15 protein-coding genes are annotated in these 18,473 nt (G+C 58.6%); 11 read left to right on the top strand and 4 right to left on the bottom strand.

Annotated features, from left to right (window positions below; all coding sequences use genetic code 11):
* Window positions 1-73 precede the first annotated feature (73 nt).
* The 4 genes from JJ917_06505 to JJ917_06490 are packed head-to-tail and all read left to right on the top strand — an operon-like array spanning window position 74 to window position 5,747.
* Entirely contained in the window at window positions 74-1,258 is a 1,185-nt protein-coding gene (locus JJ917_06505; GenBank protein ID MBO6698459.1) for an AI-2E family transporter, read from the top strand.
* A gap of 2 nt (window positions 1,259-1,260) precedes the next feature.
* Window positions 1,261-1,947 carry a hypothetical protein gene (locus tag JJ917_06500; protein MBO6698458.1) on the top strand — a complete coding sequence of 229 codons (687 nt, stop codon included), beginning with the start codon at window positions 1,261-1,263 and terminating at the stop codon, window positions 1,945-1,947.
* A gap of 40 nt (window positions 1,948-1,987) precedes the next feature.
* Window positions 1,988-4,234, top strand: a complete 2,247-nt coding sequence (locus tag JJ917_06495; GenBank protein ID MBO6698457.1) for an RNA degradosome polyphosphate kinase — start codon at window positions 1,988-1,990, stop codon at window positions 4,232-4,234.
* Window positions 4,179-5,747 (top strand): Ppx/GppA family phosphatase, encoded by a 1,569-nt coding sequence (locus tag JJ917_06490; GenBank protein ID MBO6698456.1) that lies wholly within the window; start codon window positions 4,179-4,181, stop codon window positions 5,745-5,747. The genes JJ917_06495 and JJ917_06490 overlap by 56 nt, the downstream gene beginning before the upstream one ends.
* Before the next feature lie 6 nt (window positions 5,748-5,753).
* On the opposite strand, the gene rnd is transcribed toward JJ917_06490, so the two are convergent.
* The gene (rnd, locus tag JJ917_06485; protein MBO6698455.1) at window positions 5,754-6,914 is read right to left on the bottom strand and encodes a ribonuclease D; all 1,161 of its coding nucleotides are present in this window, start codon (window positions 6,912-6,914) and stop codon (window positions 5,754-5,756) included.
* A 160-nt stretch (window positions 6,915-7,074) separates the two neighbouring features.
* Here rnd and aspS point away from each other — a divergent pair, with 160 nt between their 5' ends.
* Window positions 7,075-8,880, top strand: coding sequence for an aspartate--tRNA ligase (gene aspS, locus JJ917_06480; protein MBO6698454.1), 1,806 nt, complete (start codon window positions 7,075-7,077; stop codon window positions 8,878-8,880).
* A 10-nt stretch (window positions 8,881-8,890) separates the two neighbouring features.
* On the opposite strand, the gene JJ917_06475 is transcribed toward aspS, so the two are convergent.
* On the bottom strand, window positions 8,891-9,787 hold the full coding sequence (locus JJ917_06475; GenBank protein MBO6698453.1) for a sugar kinase: 897 nt from the start codon (window positions 9,785-9,787) through the stop codon (window positions 8,891-8,893).
* A gap of 309 nt (window positions 9,788-10,096) precedes the next feature.
* Between JJ917_06475 and JJ917_06470 the strand changes: the two genes are divergently transcribed.
* From JJ917_06470 to JJ917_06460, 3 genes are all read left to right on the top strand, one after another.
* The gene (locus tag JJ917_06470; protein MBO6698452.1) at window positions 10,097-11,701 is read left to right on the top strand and encodes an EAL domain-containing protein; all 1,605 of its coding nucleotides are present in this window, start codon (window positions 10,097-10,099) and stop codon (window positions 11,699-11,701) included.
* Between the two features lie 78 nt (window positions 11,702-11,779).
* Entirely contained in the window at window positions 11,780-12,148 is a 369-nt protein-coding gene (locus JJ917_06465) for a CidA/LrgA family protein (protein ID MBO6698451.1), read from the top strand.
* Window positions 12,149-12,877: an LrgB family protein gene (locus tag JJ917_06460; protein MBO6698450.1), complete on the top strand. Its 729-nt coding sequence runs from the start codon at window positions 12,149-12,151 to the stop codon at window positions 12,875-12,877.
* Here the strand turns inward: JJ917_06460 and JJ917_06455 are convergent.
* Window positions 12,874-15,198: an NADP-dependent malic enzyme gene (locus JJ917_06455; protein MBO6698449.1), complete on the bottom strand. Its 2,325-nt coding sequence runs from the start codon at window positions 15,196-15,198 to the stop codon at window positions 12,874-12,876. The two genes, JJ917_06460 and JJ917_06455, sit on opposite strands and share 4 nt — an antisense overlap.
* Window positions 15,199-15,451: 253 nt before the next feature.
* Here JJ917_06455 and JJ917_06450 point away from each other — a divergent pair, with 253 nt between their 5' ends.
* From JJ917_06450 to JJ917_06440, 3 genes are all read left to right on the top strand, one after another.
* Window positions 15,452-15,757: a PepSY domain-containing protein gene (locus tag JJ917_06450; protein ID MBO6698448.1), complete on the top strand. Its 306-nt coding sequence runs from the start codon at window positions 15,452-15,454 to the stop codon at window positions 15,755-15,757.
* A gap of 64 nt (window positions 15,758-15,821) precedes the next feature.
* Window positions 15,822-16,376 carry a hypothetical protein gene (locus tag JJ917_06445; protein MBO6698447.1) on the top strand — a complete coding sequence of 185 codons (555 nt, stop codon included), beginning with the start codon at window positions 15,822-15,824 and terminating at the stop codon, window positions 16,374-16,376.
* A gap of 41 nt (window positions 16,377-16,417) precedes the next feature.
* Complete coding sequence (locus JJ917_06440) at window positions 16,418-17,761, top strand: ferredoxin reductase family protein (GenBank protein MBO6698446.1); 1,344 nt, start codon at window positions 16,418-16,420, stop codon at window positions 17,759-17,761.
* Here the strand turns inward: JJ917_06440 and JJ917_06435 are convergent.
* Complete coding sequence (locus tag JJ917_06435; protein MBO6698445.1) at window positions 17,730-18,392, bottom strand: ceramidase domain-containing protein; 663 nt, start codon at window positions 18,390-18,392, stop codon at window positions 17,730-17,732. The genes JJ917_06440 and JJ917_06435 overlap by 32 nt on opposite strands.
* Between the last annotated feature and the right edge of the window lie 81 nt (window positions 18,393-18,473).

Raw genomic sequence — 18,473 nt, 5'->3', positions numbered from 1 at the left:
ACCTGTGGGCCAGAGGCCTTATGTCTGAGGCCGACTTCACCAAATCAAGCAACGATGCGAGCGCGCACCCTTCATGACACTTCAACGGCAAGCGATTTTTTGGGCTCTCGCGGCAGCGGCGCTGATTGCATTCATTTATGTTTTTTCCAGCGTTCTGCTGCCCTTCGTTGCCGGCATGGCGATCGCCTATCTGCTTGATCCGGCAGCTGATTGGTTTGAGCGGCGGGGTTTTTCACGGCTCTGGGCAACGCTCTCGATCACTGCACTGGCGATCATAATCGTCGTTATTGGCCTGTTGCTTCTGGTGCCGCTGCTCGTGGAACAGATGATCGGGCTCGTGGAGGCATTGCGTCCCTACATCCCGGAAACACTGCGGACAATTTTCGGGCTGGCGGACGAGGACTTCCGCGCCATCAACGCGATCATGGCGCCGGCAAGCGAAGAAGATGTCGCGGCCCGTCAGGCGCTTTTTCCCTCCGCGATGACATTTGACGCAATCCTCACCTGGCTCGGCACCCTCAACCTTGACCTCATCCGCGAGTTTATTGAGGCAAATGCGGGCACGATGGCAGCGCTGGCGAGCCGCGTGCTTGACCAAGGCGCGGCGGTCGTCGGCGTGCTGTCGACGCTGGTCATCACGCCCATCGTCGCCGTCTATATGCTTTACGATTGGGACAATCTGGTCGCCCGCATCGATGCGCTCCTACCGCGCGACCATGCCGATACCATTCGCGACCTTGCCAAAAAGATCGATCATGTGATGGCCGGATTCATCCGCGGTCAATTCATCTTGGCGCTCATTCTCGGCACGTTTTACGCCACTGCGCTAACATTGGTCGGGCTCAATTTCGGCCTGTTGATTGGCCTTGGCGCCGGCCTGCTGAGCTTTATTCCCTATATCGGCTCGCTTGTCGGCTTTGGCACATCAGTTGGCGTCGCATTGGTGCAGTTTTGGTCCGAACCTTGGTGGATTGTCGCTGTGGCGGGCATCTTCTTCTTCGGCCAGTTCGTGGAAGGTAATTTCCTTCAGCCGAAGATCGTCGGTGATGCGGTCGGGCTTCACCCGGTGGTTCTGTTCTTCGCCATGCTGGCCTTCGGGTCGCTGTACGGGTTCTTGGGTCTGCTCATCGCTGTTCCCGTTGCTGCCTCGCTGGGCGTGCTGACCCGGTTTGGTGTTTCGCGTTACAAGAAGAGCATCTTCTATAAGGGCACCAACGGCAATAGCGCAGTGACATCGACCGGCTCCGACGAGAGTTAGCGATGTCCAATGCTGGTCAACTCGTCCTTGATATCGTCCCGCCACCCTCCTTCGCGGCGGAAGACTTTATCGTGGGCATTGCCAATGAGAATGCGCGTGGCCTCATCGACACCCTTGCCTGGCCGACGCCAGTGGGTGTGCTGACCGGCGAAACGGGGTCCGGCAAAACGCATCTGGCCCATCTGTTTGCGGATCGGTTTGCCGATCCGCACTGGTTCGACGGCGCATCGCCACTTGGGCTTACCGCCGAAAGCGCTGTTCTGATCGATGGGCTGGAAACATGGACCTCCAAGCCAGCCAGTGAGTGGAACGAGGACGCCCTTTTTCATACATTGGAGGCAGCGCGCGCTGCTCAGGTCCCGGCGCTCATCACCATCCAGGAAGAGCCCGAACAGCTTACGTTGAAACGCCCCGACACCCTGTCGCGTTTGCGCGCCGGCATCCGTGCCACCGTCGCCCCGCCCGACGATGCGCTGTTTCAGGCCATAGCCATCAAGCTCTTCACCGACCGCCAGTTGATGGTCGATCCGGCGATTGCTGATTATCTTTTGCAGCGCATGGAACGATCTTATGCCAATCTGTCCAAACTGATTGCGTTGATTGATGAGCGGTCGTTGGCCGCAGGGCGATCGATTACCAAACCGCTCGCACGAGAGGTTCTGGCTGCCTACGAACTGTCACAGAGCTGAAGTACGCCTTCAGAGCGCCGCTTCATTTACAGGACACTTAATGACCGACACCGCCAATTCGCAGACTGCCGAAGCTGAGAGCCCCGTTTCAGGGAGCGTTCTGAGCGCCTACGACGACACGCCGATCTACGATCATTTGATGGCCTCACCGGAGCGCTTCATCAACCGCGAACTGTCCTGGCTCGGCTTCAACCGGCGGGTGCTCGAAGAGGCCGACAACACCCACCACCCGCTGCTGGAACGCCTGCGCTTCCTCTCTATTTCGGCGAATAATCTCGATGAATTCTTCATGGTGCGCGTCGCGGGCCTGGTGGGTCAGGTGAATGAGCACATCACCAATCGGTCCGACGATGGGCTGACACCGGCGGAGCAGCTGCAGGCCATCGGTGAAGAAGTCGCTGATCTTGCGCGCCATCAGCAGAACTCGTTCAACGGCCTTCGCGCCGAACTTTCCGATGTCGGCATAACCATCGTTAAGCCGGAGGATTTGGACCCGCGCGAGCGCGATTGGCTCGACGGCTACTTTTTAAGCCACGTCTTCCCTGTATTGACCCCGCTTGCCGTCGATCCGGCTCATCCGTTTCCATTCATTCCCAATCTGGGCTTTTCCATCGCTCTTCAGTTGGAAAAGGAGCGCGAAAGCCAAACCAAAACCACCAGCGCCAATGTTTCCATGACGGCGCTTATCCGCGTGCCCTTGAAGATTGCACGCTTTGTGGAATTGCCGCGCTTTGAGGATTCCGGCTCCGGCCATCGCACCATTATGCTCGAGCAGGTGGTGCGCATGTTCATCGCGCGGCTGTTCCCAGGCTACAAGGTTACCGGCACAGGCGCGTTCCGAGTCATCCGCGATTCTGACCTGGAAATCGAAGAAGAAGCCGAGGATTTGGTGCGGCTTTTTGAAAGCGCCTTGAAGCGCCGCCGCCGTGGCTCGGTAATCCGGCTGGAGATCGAGGCGACGACACCGGATTCCCTGCTCAATCTGGTTGCCAGCGAACTGGAAGTCGACAACGCAGCCGTGTTCAAGGTCGAAGGTGCTCTTGCGCTCAACGACCTATCTGAACTGGTCGATATCGACCGCGATGATTTGAAGTTCGTGCCCTATACACCGCGCTTCCCCGAGCGCATTCGCGAGCATGGCGGCGACAGCTTTGCTGCCATCCGTCAAAAGGATTTGGTGGTTCACCACCCCTATGAAAGCTTCGATGCGGTGGTGCAGTTCCTGCGGCAGGCGGCCTCCGACCCAGACGTCGTGGCGATCAAGCAAACGCTTTACCGCACATCCAACAATTCACCGATCGTGCGCGCGCTGATTGAGGCGGCTGAAGCCGGCAAGTCGGTGACGGCACTCGTGGAACTGAAGGCCCGGTTCGATGAAGAGGCCAACATCCGCTGGGCCCGCGACCTGGAGCGCGCCGGCGTGCAGGTCGTCTTTGGTTTTTTGGAGCTGAAGACCCACGCCAAACTGTCATTGGTGGTCCGGCGCGAGGCCGGCAATCTGATGAGTTTTTGTCATATCGGCACCGGCAATTATCATCCGATCACGGCGAAGATCTACACCGACCTGTCCTTCTTCACCGCCGACCAGGTGATCGCGCGTGACGTGGCGCGCATCTTCAATTTCATCACCGGCTATGCCGAGCCGGCAGAGCTTGATCGGATGGTGGTTTCGCCAACGCGCATGCGCCAGCGTTTGCTTGACCACATCCGCGCCGAAATCGATCACGCGCGGGCGGGACGTCCAGCGGCGATCTGGATGAAGATGAATTCGCTTGTGGACGCACAACTCATCGACGCGCTTTACGAGGCCAGCCAGGCCGACGTGAAGGTAAACCTGATCATTCGCGGCATTTGTTGTCTGCGTCCTGGTGTGCCCGGCCTTTCAGAAAACATCGAGGTTAAATCCATTGTCGGCCGGTTCCTGGAACATTCTCGCATCGTCTGTTTTGGCAATGGTGCCGGTCTGCCGAGCGAAGAGGCGATCATCTATATGGGGTCCGCCGATTTAATGCCTCGCAATCTGGATCGACGCGTCGAAGCAATGGTGCCCATCCACAACGAAACCGTCCATGCGCAGATCCTCGACCAAATCATGGTTGCAAGTTTGAAAGACAACCAGCAAAGCTGGGAACTGTTGGCCGACGGACGTCACAAGCGGGTTACCCCTGCGCCCGGCGAAGAACCGTTCAACGCGCACCGCTATTTTATGACCAATCCGAGTCTGTCGGGCCGTGGAAAATCTCTTCAAGCGAACCAACCGCGTTTTTTCACGCGCCGCGCCCCCTGAACGCTATTCGGGCCAAGGGCGTCTTGAGGGCTATGGCCCGATCGCCGTTATCGATATTGGCTCCAACTCAGTTCGCCTTGTCGCCTATGAGCGTCTCTCACGCGCGCTGACACCGCTCTACAATGAAAAAGTGTTGTGTGGTCTTGGCCGGGGTTTGGCCAAGACTGGTCAACTGTCGGACGATTCTGTGCAGTTGACGCTGGCAACGCTTGCCCGATTTCGGCATCTCGCGGACCAGATGCGCATCAAGACACTGCGCGTGATTGCGACGGCCGCCGTGCGCGAGGCGAGCAATGGCGATGCTTTTTTGCAGAACGCCGAACGCATTCTCTCCGCGCCGCTGACCATTCTCTCTGGCGATGAGGAGGCGCGAGCGGCTGCGCTAGGTGTTCAATCGGGTTTCTTCAAGCCCAACGGTATCGTCGGCGATCTTGGCGGCGGCAGCTTGGAACTTATCGAGGTGAAGCCTGGCTTTATCGGGGAGGGGGTTTCCCACAAGCTTGGCGTCATTCGCATGCAGGAAGAGTCCGAGAGCGACGCCAAACGCGCCTACAAAATCGCGCTTGGACGCCTGGAAGGTGACGACACGGCCAAGAGCCTGGCCGGTCGCACGCTCTATCTGGTCGGGGGAACATGGCGCAATCTTGCCAAGCTCCATATGGAGATCACCGATTATCCGCTGTCGGTGATGCATGGCTACGCCATTGAAGCCGACCTGTTTGCCGCCTTTTGCCAGGATGTGGCGCGCGGCAAATATGAAGATCATGGGGCGATGCGGGCTGTCTCACGCAGCCGCAAAACACTTCTGCCTTACGGTGCCGCCGTCCTACGCGCGCTCTTTGAGGTTGGAAAACCGGCTGAGGTGGTGCTCTCAGCGCTAGGGGTGCGGGAAGGTTTGCTGTTTGACGAACTGTCCGACAGCGAAAAGCAGCAGGATCCGCTCCTCGACGCGGCTTTTGAGTTGGCGATCCTGCGCTCTCGCTCACCCGAGCATGCGCGCGAACTGGCTGATTGGACCGGCGCCGCTTTTGAAGAACTTGGCATCGAGGAAACCGAGAACGAGGCGCGACTGCGCAAGGCCGCGAGCCTACTCGCCGACATTGGCTGGCGCGCCCATCCAGATTATCGCGGCATTCAGAGCCACAACATCATCGCTCATGCAGCGTTCAGCGGCATTGATCATGCCGGCCGACTCTACCTAGCCATGGCCAACTACTACCGCCATCAGGGTCTGTCGGATGATGGGCTGAACGGTGAAGTGTCAGCGATCCTATCCGATCGTTTGGCCGAAAGAGCGCACCTGTTGGGTGCTTTGTTCCGCGTTGCCTACGCGCTTACGGCGTCCATGGCCGGGGTCCTGCCGGAAACGCGCTTGGATACGTCGGAAAAGGGCAGGCTTAGCCTCTATCTGCCCAACCATCTGTCCGGGTTGCAGGGTGAACGGTTGAGCAAACGGCTGAATGCACTCGCCAAACTGACTGGCCGACAAGAAGCAGTGGTAGCCGTGCGCTAGGCCCGACTAGTCCTCGTCCTGCATCGGAACAAGAACCGCGCGTTTGCCGCGCACACCGAGCGCCATTTCACCGGACCGAATTTTCAGCGCCATGTCGCCGAAGAGATCGCGCCGCCAGCCCTGCATAGCTTTGACCTTGGCATCGCCATGAATGGCAATCGTGTCCAGATCATCGGCATTGGCAATGATGCGCGGTGCGACGCCTTCGCGTTCGGCTACGAGCTTCAGCGCCACTTTGAGCAGTTCGGCAATCGCCGGCGCGCTCTCTGGATTACGTTTTGATTTTGGAAGTTTGGGCAGTTCGTCGATGGAAAGGGCCGACACGGCCTGCAGCGCTTCGACCAAACCGCGCGCGAAGGGTTGTTTCTCAAATCCACGAGGTACGGCACGCAATCGCCCAAGCGCCTCCACCGAAAGTGGTCGCTGTTGCGCCAACTCGTAGATGGCGTCGTCCTTCAAGATACGCCGTCGCGGCACATCGCGGTCCTGTGCCACCTCCTCGCGCCATTTGGCGACGGCTTTCAGGGCTGCAAATTCAATCGGCTTGCGCGCCCGCAGCTTCAACCGCTCCCAGGCCTTGTCTGGGTCGACCGAGTAGGTCTCAGGTGCGAGCAGCGTCGCCATCTCTTCAGCGACCCAGCTCGCGCGATCCTTGTTTTCCAGAATGTCTGCAAGATGCTGATAGACATCACGCAAATGCGTCACATCGGCTGCCGCATAGGCCAATTGCGCATCATTCAGCGGGCGTCGCGACCAGTCGGTGAACCTGTGGCTCTTATCGATGCTCACGCCCACTGTTTGACGGACAATCTGATCGTAGCCCACCTGATCGCCATACCCGCAGACCATCGCCGCGATCTGCGTGTCGAACACGTTCTGCGGGATCGATCCGGTCAAATAATGAAAAATTTCAATATCCTGACGGCCGGCGTGGAAGACCTTCAAGACCGAGTCATCGGCCAGCAGGTCGAACAGCGGCGCAAGGTCGAGCCCATCGGCCAGCGGATCGATCAGCGCATACTCTTCGGCGCCCGCCACTTGGACCAAGCACAGCTGCGGCCAGAAGGTCGTTTCGCGAAGAAACTCCGTGTCGATGGTGATGTAGGGCTCGTTCGCAAGGCGGGCGCAAAGCTGCGCCAGGGAATCGGTATCGTTTAACAGTTTCATGGTGGCCGTCATAAACGCTTTGCCGGCGGTTGGCGATCCACCAGCGCAGCCATGGTTGACGTGCCCGCGCGAAGGGCGTTAAGCCGCTGCGCAACCGCGCAAACGGCTCGTTTGCGCTTTTCTTTTTGCCTTGAGGAACCCTTTCATGTCGGACACCGGTCTGCATCGCTATCGCTCGCACACTTGTGGCGCCCTGCGCCGCGAAGATGTGGGCAACACCGCTCGACTTTCCGGCTGGGTGCATCGCGTGCGTGACCATGGTGGCGTGCTGTTTATCGATTTGCGCGACCATTACGGCATGACCCAGATCGTCATAGATCCGGACTCACCGGCGTTTTCGCTGGCCGAAACGGTGCGCTCCGAATGGTGCCTGCGTATCGATGGCAAGGTGAAAGAGCGCACGGCCGAAACCGTCAACGACGCCTTACCGACCGGCGGGATCGAAGTGTTTGCCACGGAGATCGAGGTGCTCGGCGCGTCGGCCGAACTGCCTTTGCAGGTTTTTGGCGAGCCCGAATTTCCGGAAGATACGCGCCTGCGCTACCGCTTTCTCGATCTGCGCCGTGAAACACTGCACGCCAACATCATGACCCGCACCAAGGTCATCCGGGACATGCGACGCCGCATGGAGGATGCCGGGTTCAGTGAGTTCCAGACGCCGATCCTGACCGCGTCATCTCCGGAAGGCGCACGCGATTTTCTTGTGCCCAGCCGCATTCATCACGGTCAGTTCTATGCGTTGCCCCAGGCGCCGCAGCAGTACAAACAGCTGCTGATGGTGGCGGGTTTTGACCGCTACTTCCAGATCGCACCCTGCTTTCGTGACGAGGACCCGCGCGCCGACCGCTTGCCCGGCGAGTTCTACCAGCTCGATTTGGAGATGAGCTTCGTTACCCAGGAAGAAGTCTGGGACACGATGGAGCCCATTCTGCGCTATGTGTTTGAAGCGTTTGCGGACGGCAAACCGGTCTCGCAAACCTTCCGGCGTATCCCTTACGCCGATGCGATCCGCCTTTACGGAACGGACAAGCCTGATCTGCGCAACCCGATTGAAATGCAGGATGCGTCTGAGCATTTCCGTGGCTCAGGCTTCAAGGTTTTTGCCCGCATGCTGGAGGATGATACCAACGCGGTGTGGGCCATCCCGGCCAAGACCGGTGGCAGCCGTGCTTTCTGCGATCGCATGAACAGCTGGGCGCAGGGCGAGGGCCAGCCTGGGTTGGGCTACATTTTCTGGCGCGAGGAAGAGGGCGTGGTTGCTGGCGCTGGCCCGCTTGCCAAGAACATTGGGCCCGAGCGCACCGAAGCAATCCGTCTGCAGCTTGGCCTTGAGGCGGGCGATGCTGCATTTTTCGTTGCTGGCAACCCGAAAGCCTTCGCGACCTTTGCCGGCAATGCCCGCACGCAGGTCGGCACTGAGCTCGACCTGGTGGATGAGGATCGGTTTGAACTGTGCTGGATCGTCGATTTCCCGTTCTACGAATGGGACGAAGAGAACAAGCGTGTCGACTTCTCCCACAACCCCTTCTCCATGCCGCAGGGTGGACTGGAAGCATTGGAAGCTGCCCAAGCCGCTGGCGATGAAGCGCTTATCAACCTCAAAGCCTACCAATATGATTTGGTGTGCAACGGCTATGAGATCGCGTCCGGGTCCATCCGGAACCAGCTGCCTGATTTGATGGTCAAGGCGTTCGAAGTGACCGGCAAAACGCGCGAGGAAGTCGAAGAGCAGTTTGGCGGGCTCTATCGAGCTTTTCAGTATGGCGCCCCACCGCATGGGGGCATGGCTGCTGGTGTCGACCGTATTGTCATGCTGCTTTGCGGTGCGAAATCGGTGCGCGAGGTTGCTCTGTTCCCGATGAACCAGCAGGCGGTCGATTTGATGATGGGCTCACCTTCGGCGCCGTCGGCTTCACAGCTGCGGGAGCTCAACATTCGCGTCAACCCGCCACCGTCAACAAGCTAAGCATTTCAGTTTAAACGGAAATCCGTTCGAACTCTTTGCGCGTGACTTCGATGTTTTCGTGCGTCGGTACGCTTTCTTCATTGCCGAGATGCTGGATCGCATAGGCCGACGCGGCACGCGCAAAGCGGAAATGCTCCGTCCAGGTTCGGCTTGGGAATTGCAGCATCGAGACGATGTAGGCGCCGTGGAAAATGTCGCCGGCGCCGTTGGTGTCGACAATCCGATTCATCGGCACAGGAAGCGCTTTCACATGCTGATGCTCGCCGTTCTGCGCGTAGAAAATCACGCCATCTGAGCCCATCGTCACGGCGCCGACGCGGCAGCCATAGGTTTTCAGTTTTTCCAGCGCATCTTTCGGCTCAAGACCCCAGGTCTCGCAAAAAAGCTCCGAAACCACCGCGACATCGATGTATTTCAACAGCTCATCGGTGTTCTCGCGCACCGCGCCACCATCGAGCGACGTCGCGATGCCACGTTCACGGCACGCCTTGGCGTAGTGCAGGGCCGCGTCGCCCTGATGCCCATCGACATGCAGAACTTTGCAGCCATCAAGGTTGAGGTTCGGAAATGGATGCAGATAGTCGTCGTCACGACAACGCACGATGGCGCGCTTGCCATCCTTCGGCATAATGAAGGAGAGGGAAGCTTCGGAAACTTTGCGCTCATGGATGCGCACACCAGCTGAGCGCGCCATCTCGCGGAACATCAAGGAAAGCCAATCATCGCCGGACGTGCAAAGCAAATCAGGGCGCACGCCAAGCTTGGCGGCTGCGAACGCTGCGGTTACCGCGTTGCCGCCATAGGAGACCGCATAATCATCGGCAATTGTCTTGTCATCGCCCGTCGGAAGCGTATCCGTAATGAAGGTAACGTCGATATAGGCGTGGCCGATGAACAGCGCTTCCATGAACGGCTCCAAAGCTAGGATTTTTATCGACGCGTTGCATGGCACTTAAAAAGGCCCAGAGCAACTGGGTTTAGGGGCTTCGGTGGTCGGCTCTCATCGCTTCAAATGCGACAAGCGGCACGCGCATCGCAATCTCGGCGGATTGTTTACCAGATAGCAAGTGCCGCGATGCGACTTTAGGTTGGCCCGCGCCGCGCAGGCACTACTTTCTTCAAAACCGCGTGATAGAGCGAAAAAGGCCCAAGGTTCCCCGTGAAATTAAACGTTCGGCAGCTTTGGTTCTTTGCGTTCGGGTGCGTCCTTGCGCTCATGCCTGTTTTCGGAGCGCATTGGCTCATCGGGCACTATGCCGCCACCAAGGCTGATGAACATCTTGAACATCAAGCGATCCTGGCGAGCGAAGGAGTGGATACCCAGCTTCGTAACTTGACTGAGGAACTGGCAAGGCTTGCCGATGCAGCCGGGGTTGGGTGCGGTTCGACCGATATCGAACGGATGCGGACACTGGCGCTCCAATCACCCGATATTTCCATTCTTGCGATGCAGTCTCTCGACGGCGAGCTGATCTGCATGGAACCGGATTTGGGGGAAGGCGCGTTCCAATTGTTTCGCGAGCCCACGCCCATTTTCGATGGCGATTTCCGCCTCGCGCAGGCACGGATTTTTGAAACGCGGATCACTGGTCTGATCCTGGATTTTGCATCGGACCATGGGATCCATTCCGCCTTCCTACCTCGCCAGACGCTGCCGCATTTCTTCGACATGGTCGATTTGACCACGGGCGTTGCGCTGTCCCTGGGCGATGCAGTGCTGTTCGCCCGTGATCCAGAAACCTATGGCGGTCAGGAGCGTGCCCACATCGAGGTAAAATCGTTGCCTTTGGTCGATGGTGCAATGCGAGTCCAAGTATCCGTCGATCGCAACCTCATAGAAGCCAATTTCAACGCCATCCGCTTATGGGCGATGGTTGGCTCAATCGTGATCGGCGCGCTGATCGTGCTCTTGACCACGCGTCTCATCCACTACACGCCAGCGCAGGTCAATGAGATCGAGCGCGCCATCAATCACGATGAGTTTGTGCCGTTCTATCAGCCAGTCATTGATGTCGAGACCGGCAAGCTGGTGGGCTGTGAAGTGCTTGTGCGATGGATCAAGCCGGACGGAAGTACAGTCTCACCTGGCGCATTTATCGGCCTGGCCGAACAGACCGGTCTGGCCATTCCGATGACCCGCAGACTGATGCAAGCCGTCGTCCGCGACTTGCAGCGCGACTACAAAAGCCGCCCCGGGCTGAAGGTTGCCATCAACCTCTTCAACCAGCATTTCACCAATCTTGACATCATCGAGGACGTGGAGTCGATCTTCGGTCCATCCAACATCGCCTACGGTCAAGTGGTCTTGGAAATCACAGAGCGCGCACCGCTTGAAAGCTTGTCGCAGGCCAAAGTGATTATGCGCAAACTTCAGCGGCTTGGCTGTCGCTTGGCTCTTGATGATGCGGGCACCGGCCATGGTGGCCTTGCCTACCTGCAAGAGCTTGGCCTCGACATAGTGAAGATCGACAAAATGTTCATCGACCAGTTGGGTGTGAGCCGGATCGGCGAATCGATCACCCATACGCTGACGGATCTGGCCGAACAGCTCGACATGGATGTGGTTGCCGAAGGTGTGGAACGTATCGAGCAAGTGGCGCATTTGAAGCGCTACGGCATCCGACAAGCTCAGGGTTATCTGTTTGCGCCGGCGCTTCCCGCCAAGCAGTATCTTGCGCTGGTCAAAAAGCTCGGTGTTGCCGATACGCAGAAACGCAAAAGCGACCGCTCAGTCGAAGCGAAACGCAAAGCAGCGACGATCCGCGCAGCCGCCCGCCAGATTGAAGAGGCCAAGGCCGACATAGATGCCGATGCTGCGTAACGACGTGTCTTGGTGTCTGCGTACCCGGCAAGAGCGCCCGGCTGATCAGCCCGCCTGCATTTCCCCTGGCAAACGCTCATGATTCAAGCGATCGCTCTTGTTCTGAGCATGCAATTGGCGGGCGAGGGGGTGGCGCGCCTCGCTGGCTTCGGCATCCCGGGGCCTGTGATCGGCCTTATTCTGCTGGCGGCATTGCTAGCGCTCGTTCCGAGCCTGCGGGCCATCGTTGAGCCGCTCGCCAACACGTTGTTGGGGCATCTATCCTTATTGTTCGTGCCCGCTGCGGTCGGCTTGATCCAGCATCTCGGCGTGTTTGCCAACGATTTTTGGCCGCTCATTCTCGCGCTCAGCCTGTCCACGCTTTTGACCCTGATCGTCACCGCAACCGTGTTCGTCCTTGTCGATCGCTGGATTGGCACGCAGACGCCGCCGGACGAGGCATCCTAGATGGACGGGTTCCCGGTCGAAGAGTTTTTGGATCTCTGGGTCTTTCTTGAGGCCACGCCCTTGTTGTGGCTCACGGTGACCGTGGTCGCCTACGCCATTGGTGATGGCCTGTCGAAGCATGCCAACCGCCACCCGTTGGCCAATCCGGTTGTGGTTTCAGCCGGTCTCGTCGCTGCCGTTTTGCTGCTCACCTCGACAAGCTACACGACGTATTTCTCCGGCGCCCAATTTGTGCATTTTCTGCTTGGGCCGGCGACGGTTTCCTTGGCTGTGCCACTGGTTGCCAACTGGCCAGAAGTGAAACGCCATGTCGCCGCGATCATAGCTGCCTTGCTGGCCGGTGCGGTGACGGCAGTTGCCAGTGTTTATGGATTGGCCGTCCTGTTTGGCATTGAAGGTGCGGTCCTTTGGTCACTTGTCCCCAAATCGGTGACCACACCAATCGCCATGGGCATCTCGGTCGAGTTTGGCGGGATCGCGTCTTTGACAGCGGTTTTTGTCATTATGACCGGCATACTCGGCGCGATCATGGTCACGCCCGTGATGAACGCGCTGCGTATCAAGGATCCTGCCGCCCGAGGTTTTGCAGCCGGCGTTGCCGCCCACGGCATTGGGGCCGCGCGCGCCTTTCAGGTCAATCCTGTGGCCGGATTGTTCGCCGGAATCGCCATGGCGTTTAACGGCTTGGCGACGGCCATGCTTGTGCCAGTGATTGCCCGCTTTCTTTAAACAGGTACGACGCTTCCGGCCTGCGCATCGACGCTGGCAAGCGCGGTCATATTCACCACACCACGGCTGGTGACTGATGGGGTCAAGACGTGAGCGGGCTTGGACGGTCCGATCAGGATCGGCCCGACATGGAGCGCTTCGCCGAGCACCTTGGTCATGTTGAGGGCAATGTTGGCGGCATCAAGATTGGGAAGAACCAAAAGGTTCGCTTCGCCGGTCAGATGGCTCTCCGGCATGACACGGTCGCGCAAGACTTGTGACAAAGCCACATCGGCGTGCATTTCGCCGTCGCACTCAAAGTCGATGCCCTGATCCTGCAGAATCTGAAACGCTTTGCGCATCTTCAACGCAGATGGCGTCGGGCGTGATCCGAAGTTGGAATGCGAAACCAAGGCTGCTTTCGGCTCGATCCCGAACCGGCGAATATGGTGGGCGGCACGGATCGTCGTCTCGGCGATTTCCCGAGCCGGTGGATCGTAGCTGACATAGGTGTCGGTCATGAAGTACCCACCCTTGTCCATGATCAGTAGCGACAAGGTCGAATAGTCGGCGACATCCGAACTGGTTCCAAGAATATCGCGCACATGGCCAACATGACCGGAAAACCCGCCTTGTAGACCACAGAGCAGTGCATCGGCATCGCCGAGTTTGACCGCGATTGCGCCGATCACCGTCGTATTGGTTCGCACCACAGTGCGCGCGGCATCGGGCGTTACGCCGGATCGGCCAACGCTCTCGAAATAGGCGTCCACATAGTCGCGGTAGCGCGGATCATCCTCCGGATTGATGATCTCGCAATCTTCGCCGGGTCGCAGTTTAAGGCCAAAGCGTTTGGCCCGATCGAGCATGACGGTCGGGCGCCCGATAAGGATCGGAACGGCGATGCCGTCCTCCATGGCGATCTGCGCTGCACGCAGGCAGCGCTCATCTTCACCTTCGGCATAGATGACCCGTTTGGGGTTGGCCTTCGCCTGCGCGATCACCGGCTTCATGATCAACCCGGAGCGGAACACGAACCGGTTGAGCCGGTCCATATAGGCGTCCAAATCTTCGATCGGCTGGTTGGCGACACCTGAGTCCATGGCTGCTTTGGCGACGGCTGGTGCGATCCGCAGGATAAGCCGATTGTCGAACGGGGAGGGGATCAGGAAATCCGGCCCAAAAGTGGAGGATTGTCCACCATAGGCTCGCGCCGCAACTTCGGACGGTTCTTCCCGGGCAAGCGCCGCAATCGCTTCCACGGCGGCCAGCTTCATTTCGCTGTTGATCGTGCGTGCGCCAACATCGAGCGCGCCACGGAAGATGTAGGGAAAACACAGAACATTATTGACTTGATTGGGATAGTCCGAACGCCCGGTGCAGATGATGGCATCCGGGCGGACGTCCCGCGCGGTCGCTGGATCGATTTCCGGGTTCGGGTTGGCGAGCGCCATGATTAGCGGCGAGCTGGCCATCTTTTCCAGCATCTGCGGTTTCAAAACGCCGCCTGCCGACAGGCCGAGGAAAACATCGGCGCCTTCGATGACCTCACCGAGCGTGCGCAGATCGGTCGCTTGCGCATAACGGTCCTTGTAGGGGTCCATCAGTTCCTTGCGGCCCTCATAGACACAGCCTTCAAGATCAGTGATCCAGATGTTTTCGCGCGGCAGGCCGGCCTCTTCAAGCAAGCCAAGACAGGCAAGCGCCGCGGCACCCGCGCCGGCTGTCACCAGCTTAATTTGCTTGATGTCCTTGCCGGTCAACTCCAGCGCGTTGCGCACGGCCGCTGAGACGATAATCGCGGTGCCGTGCTGATCGTCATGGAACACCGGAATGTCCATACGCTCTTTCAGTGCTTCTTCGATAATGAAGCATTCCGGAGCCTTGATGTCCTCAAGGTTGATGCCGCCAAAGGTTGGCTCCAGCGCGGCGACGGTATCGATGAACTTTTGTGGATTAAGTTCGTCCACTTCGATGTCGAAGACGTCGATGCCGGCGAATTTTTTGAACAGGACCGCCTTACCTTCCATGACCGGCTTGGAGGCAAGCGCGCCGATCGCGCCAAGACCGAGGACGGCTGTTCCGTTGGAAATCACGCCCACAAGGTTCGAGCGAGCTGTATACTTCGCCGCCGTCAGGGGGTCTTTTTCGATTTCCAAGCACGGCGCAGCGACGCCCGGCGAATAGGCCAGCGCCAAGTCACGCTGGTTGCCAAGCGGTTTGGTGGCCGTAATCTGCAGCTTACCGGGGCGCGGATACTCATGGTAAAACAGGGCCGCTTGACTGAGCTGGTCTTTATCGCTCGCGTTGCTGTCAGCCTTTACCGGCGTATCTTCGTCCATCACGTGCTCCCCAAAGCCAAATCATTTTGAAACGAGGCGTATCACACTCTTAAGCTGCGTCACGGGGCAGGCACGGAAAAACAGCCTTGCCGCAGCACCTTCCGCGCCAAAAGTCAGGTAATCCCGCGCATAAACCCTAGTTTATTGCGCCGCAGATCAACCTCAGCGCAATGGGATCAACGCTCGCCATCTCCCACCTCATCGACAGCGACGGGCACCCCCGCCCGGCGTGTTGATGAAAGGATCCCCTGAAATGACCATGCTGAAGAAAGCACTGCTTGCCGGTTCTGCCGGCCTTCTTGTCGCTCCCGCCGTCGCCCTCGCCGCCCCAACGGTTGGCGACACGGTCGGCACCAATTTGGAAGAGGTGATGAATACTCTCACCAGCGCTGGCTATGAGGTGCGCGATATCGAAGCCGAAGACGATGAATTGGAAGCAGTTGTCCTAACCGATGGCCAGCTGCTCGAGTTGGAGATTTCGCCCGAAACCGGCATGATTGTCTCGGTCGAACTCGAAGAGGAGGACGATGACGATGATGACGACGATATGGGGAACTAACCCCTGACGAACCGGCTGTGCATCGCTGCGCAGCCGGTTCTCTCGCTTTGACGGACAAAATAAGATGACCAGCCCCACCAGGCCCAACACGCTCGCAACCAGCCTGCCGACGCTCATTCGCCTCAATCCGGCGCTTTCGACGGTGTTCTTCCTCCAGGCGTTCTGCGCGCTTTTTTTTGCGCTGGATGCTCTTGGTGACCTGACCGGCAATCAGAGTCTGGCGCATTGGGGCGAGTCCGACTTGATGGAATATGTCATCACGGGCGTTTTGATCGTCAGTCTCCTCTTCACCGGTCGTCAGCTGTGGGCGTTGCTCGATCGGCAAAAACGATTGGAACAGCAAATGCAGATCGCATCTGGCGCATTTGCCGAACTTCTGGACGCGCATTTCGACGATTGGGGCCTGACGCCCTCCGAACGCGATGTCGCGTTGATGGCTATCAAGGGCCTTTCGATCGCCGACATGGCAAGGCTGCGCGAAACCAAGGACGGCACCATCAAGGCACAGTGCAACGCGGTTTATCGCAAGGCTGGCGTCACCGGTCGCCCGCAATTGCTCAGCGTATTCATCGAAGAGCTCATGGCTGACGGACTGAACACACAACCCGCCGCTAGCTAGCCGGTTCACCCAAGCAACAGACCAAATGAAGGATCAAGTCCATGCGCCCTCTTGGCCTGGTGATCATCGCTCTTGCACTGCTTTCGCCGCTGATCGGCTACGTCCCGCTGGCTGCGCGTTACGACATTATCCCGCTCATCAGCCAGTATATTGGCATCGTTGCGTTGGTCGCGATGGCGCTTGCGCAAATCCTCGCGACCAGGCTGGCCGGGCTAGAAACGCTGTTTGGCGGGCTCGACAGGATCTATGTGCTGCACAAATGGCTCGGCATTGGTGGGCTGGCCGCGGTGTTGGTGCATGATACAATCGACGCCGACCTGCCTGCATTGGGCCGGGAGACCAGATTGCACGATTTCGCCGAAACCCTTGGCGAGATCAGCCTTTACGGTTTGGTTGCGCTCGTCATCATCACCATCGTTACTTTCATCCCCTACAATCTGTGGCGTTGGACGCACAAACTGATGGGTGGTTTCTTCGTTGCGTCGGTGGCCCACTTTGCCCTGATCATGAAGCCGATTGCCAACACTGACCCCCTCGGTGTCAGCATCTTGATCCTCTGCCTGCTTGGTGTTCTCTCGTGGATCTACACCTTGCTGCCCTATGGGCTGTTCCAGGGCCGGCAGAGCTACACAATTGCTGACATCGACAAAGAGGGGTCCACACTTGCGATCAGTCTTGAGCCAAAAGGCAAAGGTATTGCCCACCAAGCGGGCCAGTTCGCGTTTGTTCGGTTTGGTCATGAAGGTGTTGCAGAGACCCATCCGTTCACGATCTCCAAGGCGCCGTCAGAGGATCGCGCGCTGCGTTTCACAGTGAAAGCGCTTGGTGACGACACGCGCAACTTTGCCCGGCGGCTTGCGGTTGGGCAGAGCGCGAAGGTTTCCCACGCCTATGGCCACTTCCGTGCCTACAAAGGCGACAGGCCGTCTGTCTGGATTGCGGCTGGCGTCGGGATTACGCCGTTTGCCGCTTTTGCCGGTGAGTTGGAAAAGCACAAAGGACCAGTGCACTTGGCTTATGGCGTGCGCGAGGCCTCTGATGCGGCACACCTTGAGGAATTGCGCGAGGCTGAAGCGCGCCATCCAAACTTCACGCTGCACCTGTTTGAAAGCGGCAAAGGGGAGCGATTGACGGCCGATAGCCTTGCCGAACGTGTCAACGTTGATTGGCGCCAAACCCGCGTTGCCTATTGCGGACCGGAAGGCTTGCGGGAGGTGCTGCGCAAAGGGTTGATCGCCAAAGGACTGAAACGGCGCTATTTTGCCTTTGAGGCTTTTGAAATCCGATCAGGCATTGGCGTGCGCAAATTTGTCGGCTGGTTGCTGAGGCGTTTTGGCGTGTCCAGCGGCCCGCTTACGAGCGCTCTTCAGTTCGCGCGTCGATAGTGCCGTGGCGTACCAACCCCCAGGTCACCAGATAGAGTGTGACAGCATTGAGAACGTGCCAGGCGAAATGCGTGCCCGAGGGAACGAGGTCACACAGTGGCGCGTCCAGAGTGCGCAGGAACAGCGAGAGCGCAAAGACCGGTGTCGCGAGGATAAAGAAGACGGCGAACTCGCTGCTCTTCAGTGAGAGCGAAATGGCAAACAGCGCTAAAACGATGAGCGCCGGCAGGTAGGCAACCGAACCGCTTGGCAGGAAAGCCATGAACGGGCTGAACATGATCAAGGCTGTGCCAAACACAAAAATGACAGCGCCGAGAGCCGCAGCCTGGGTCGGTAAGCCAAAACGCCTTTTCAGCCCAATGCCGATGGCGGTCATCATATAGGCGACGATTGGCAAGACATCGGCCAGTGATGCCCAGACCGTGGCGTAGGTGTGAAACAGGAACGATCCGATGCCGATCAAGGCGATCAGCAGTGTCAGTGCCAAGGCGGGTATGTCGCCGCTTCCACGCAAACGCTGGTAGAGCAGATAGGCCGCCACCAGGAACGCCAAGTTGGTCAGCGCGTTGGTTGGCTCTGCCCAGAACCCAGCGCCGAGCCGTTCGCAATAGGCGTCGATGAAATCGTTCATGAACGGCCACTCCTCGGCTTGCCGCTGGACGATGGGTTGCCACTGGCGTAACAGATGCGCGCACCTTCACGAAGCCCTTCT

The sequence above is a fragment of the Hyphomicrobiales bacterium genome, from assembly GCA_017642935.1.
Lineage (GTDB): Bacteria > Pseudomonadota > Alphaproteobacteria > Rhizobiales > MH13 > MH13.
The sequence above is the reverse complement of the archived record's forward strand: the minus strand, read 5'-3'. Positions and strand labels throughout refer to the sequence as shown.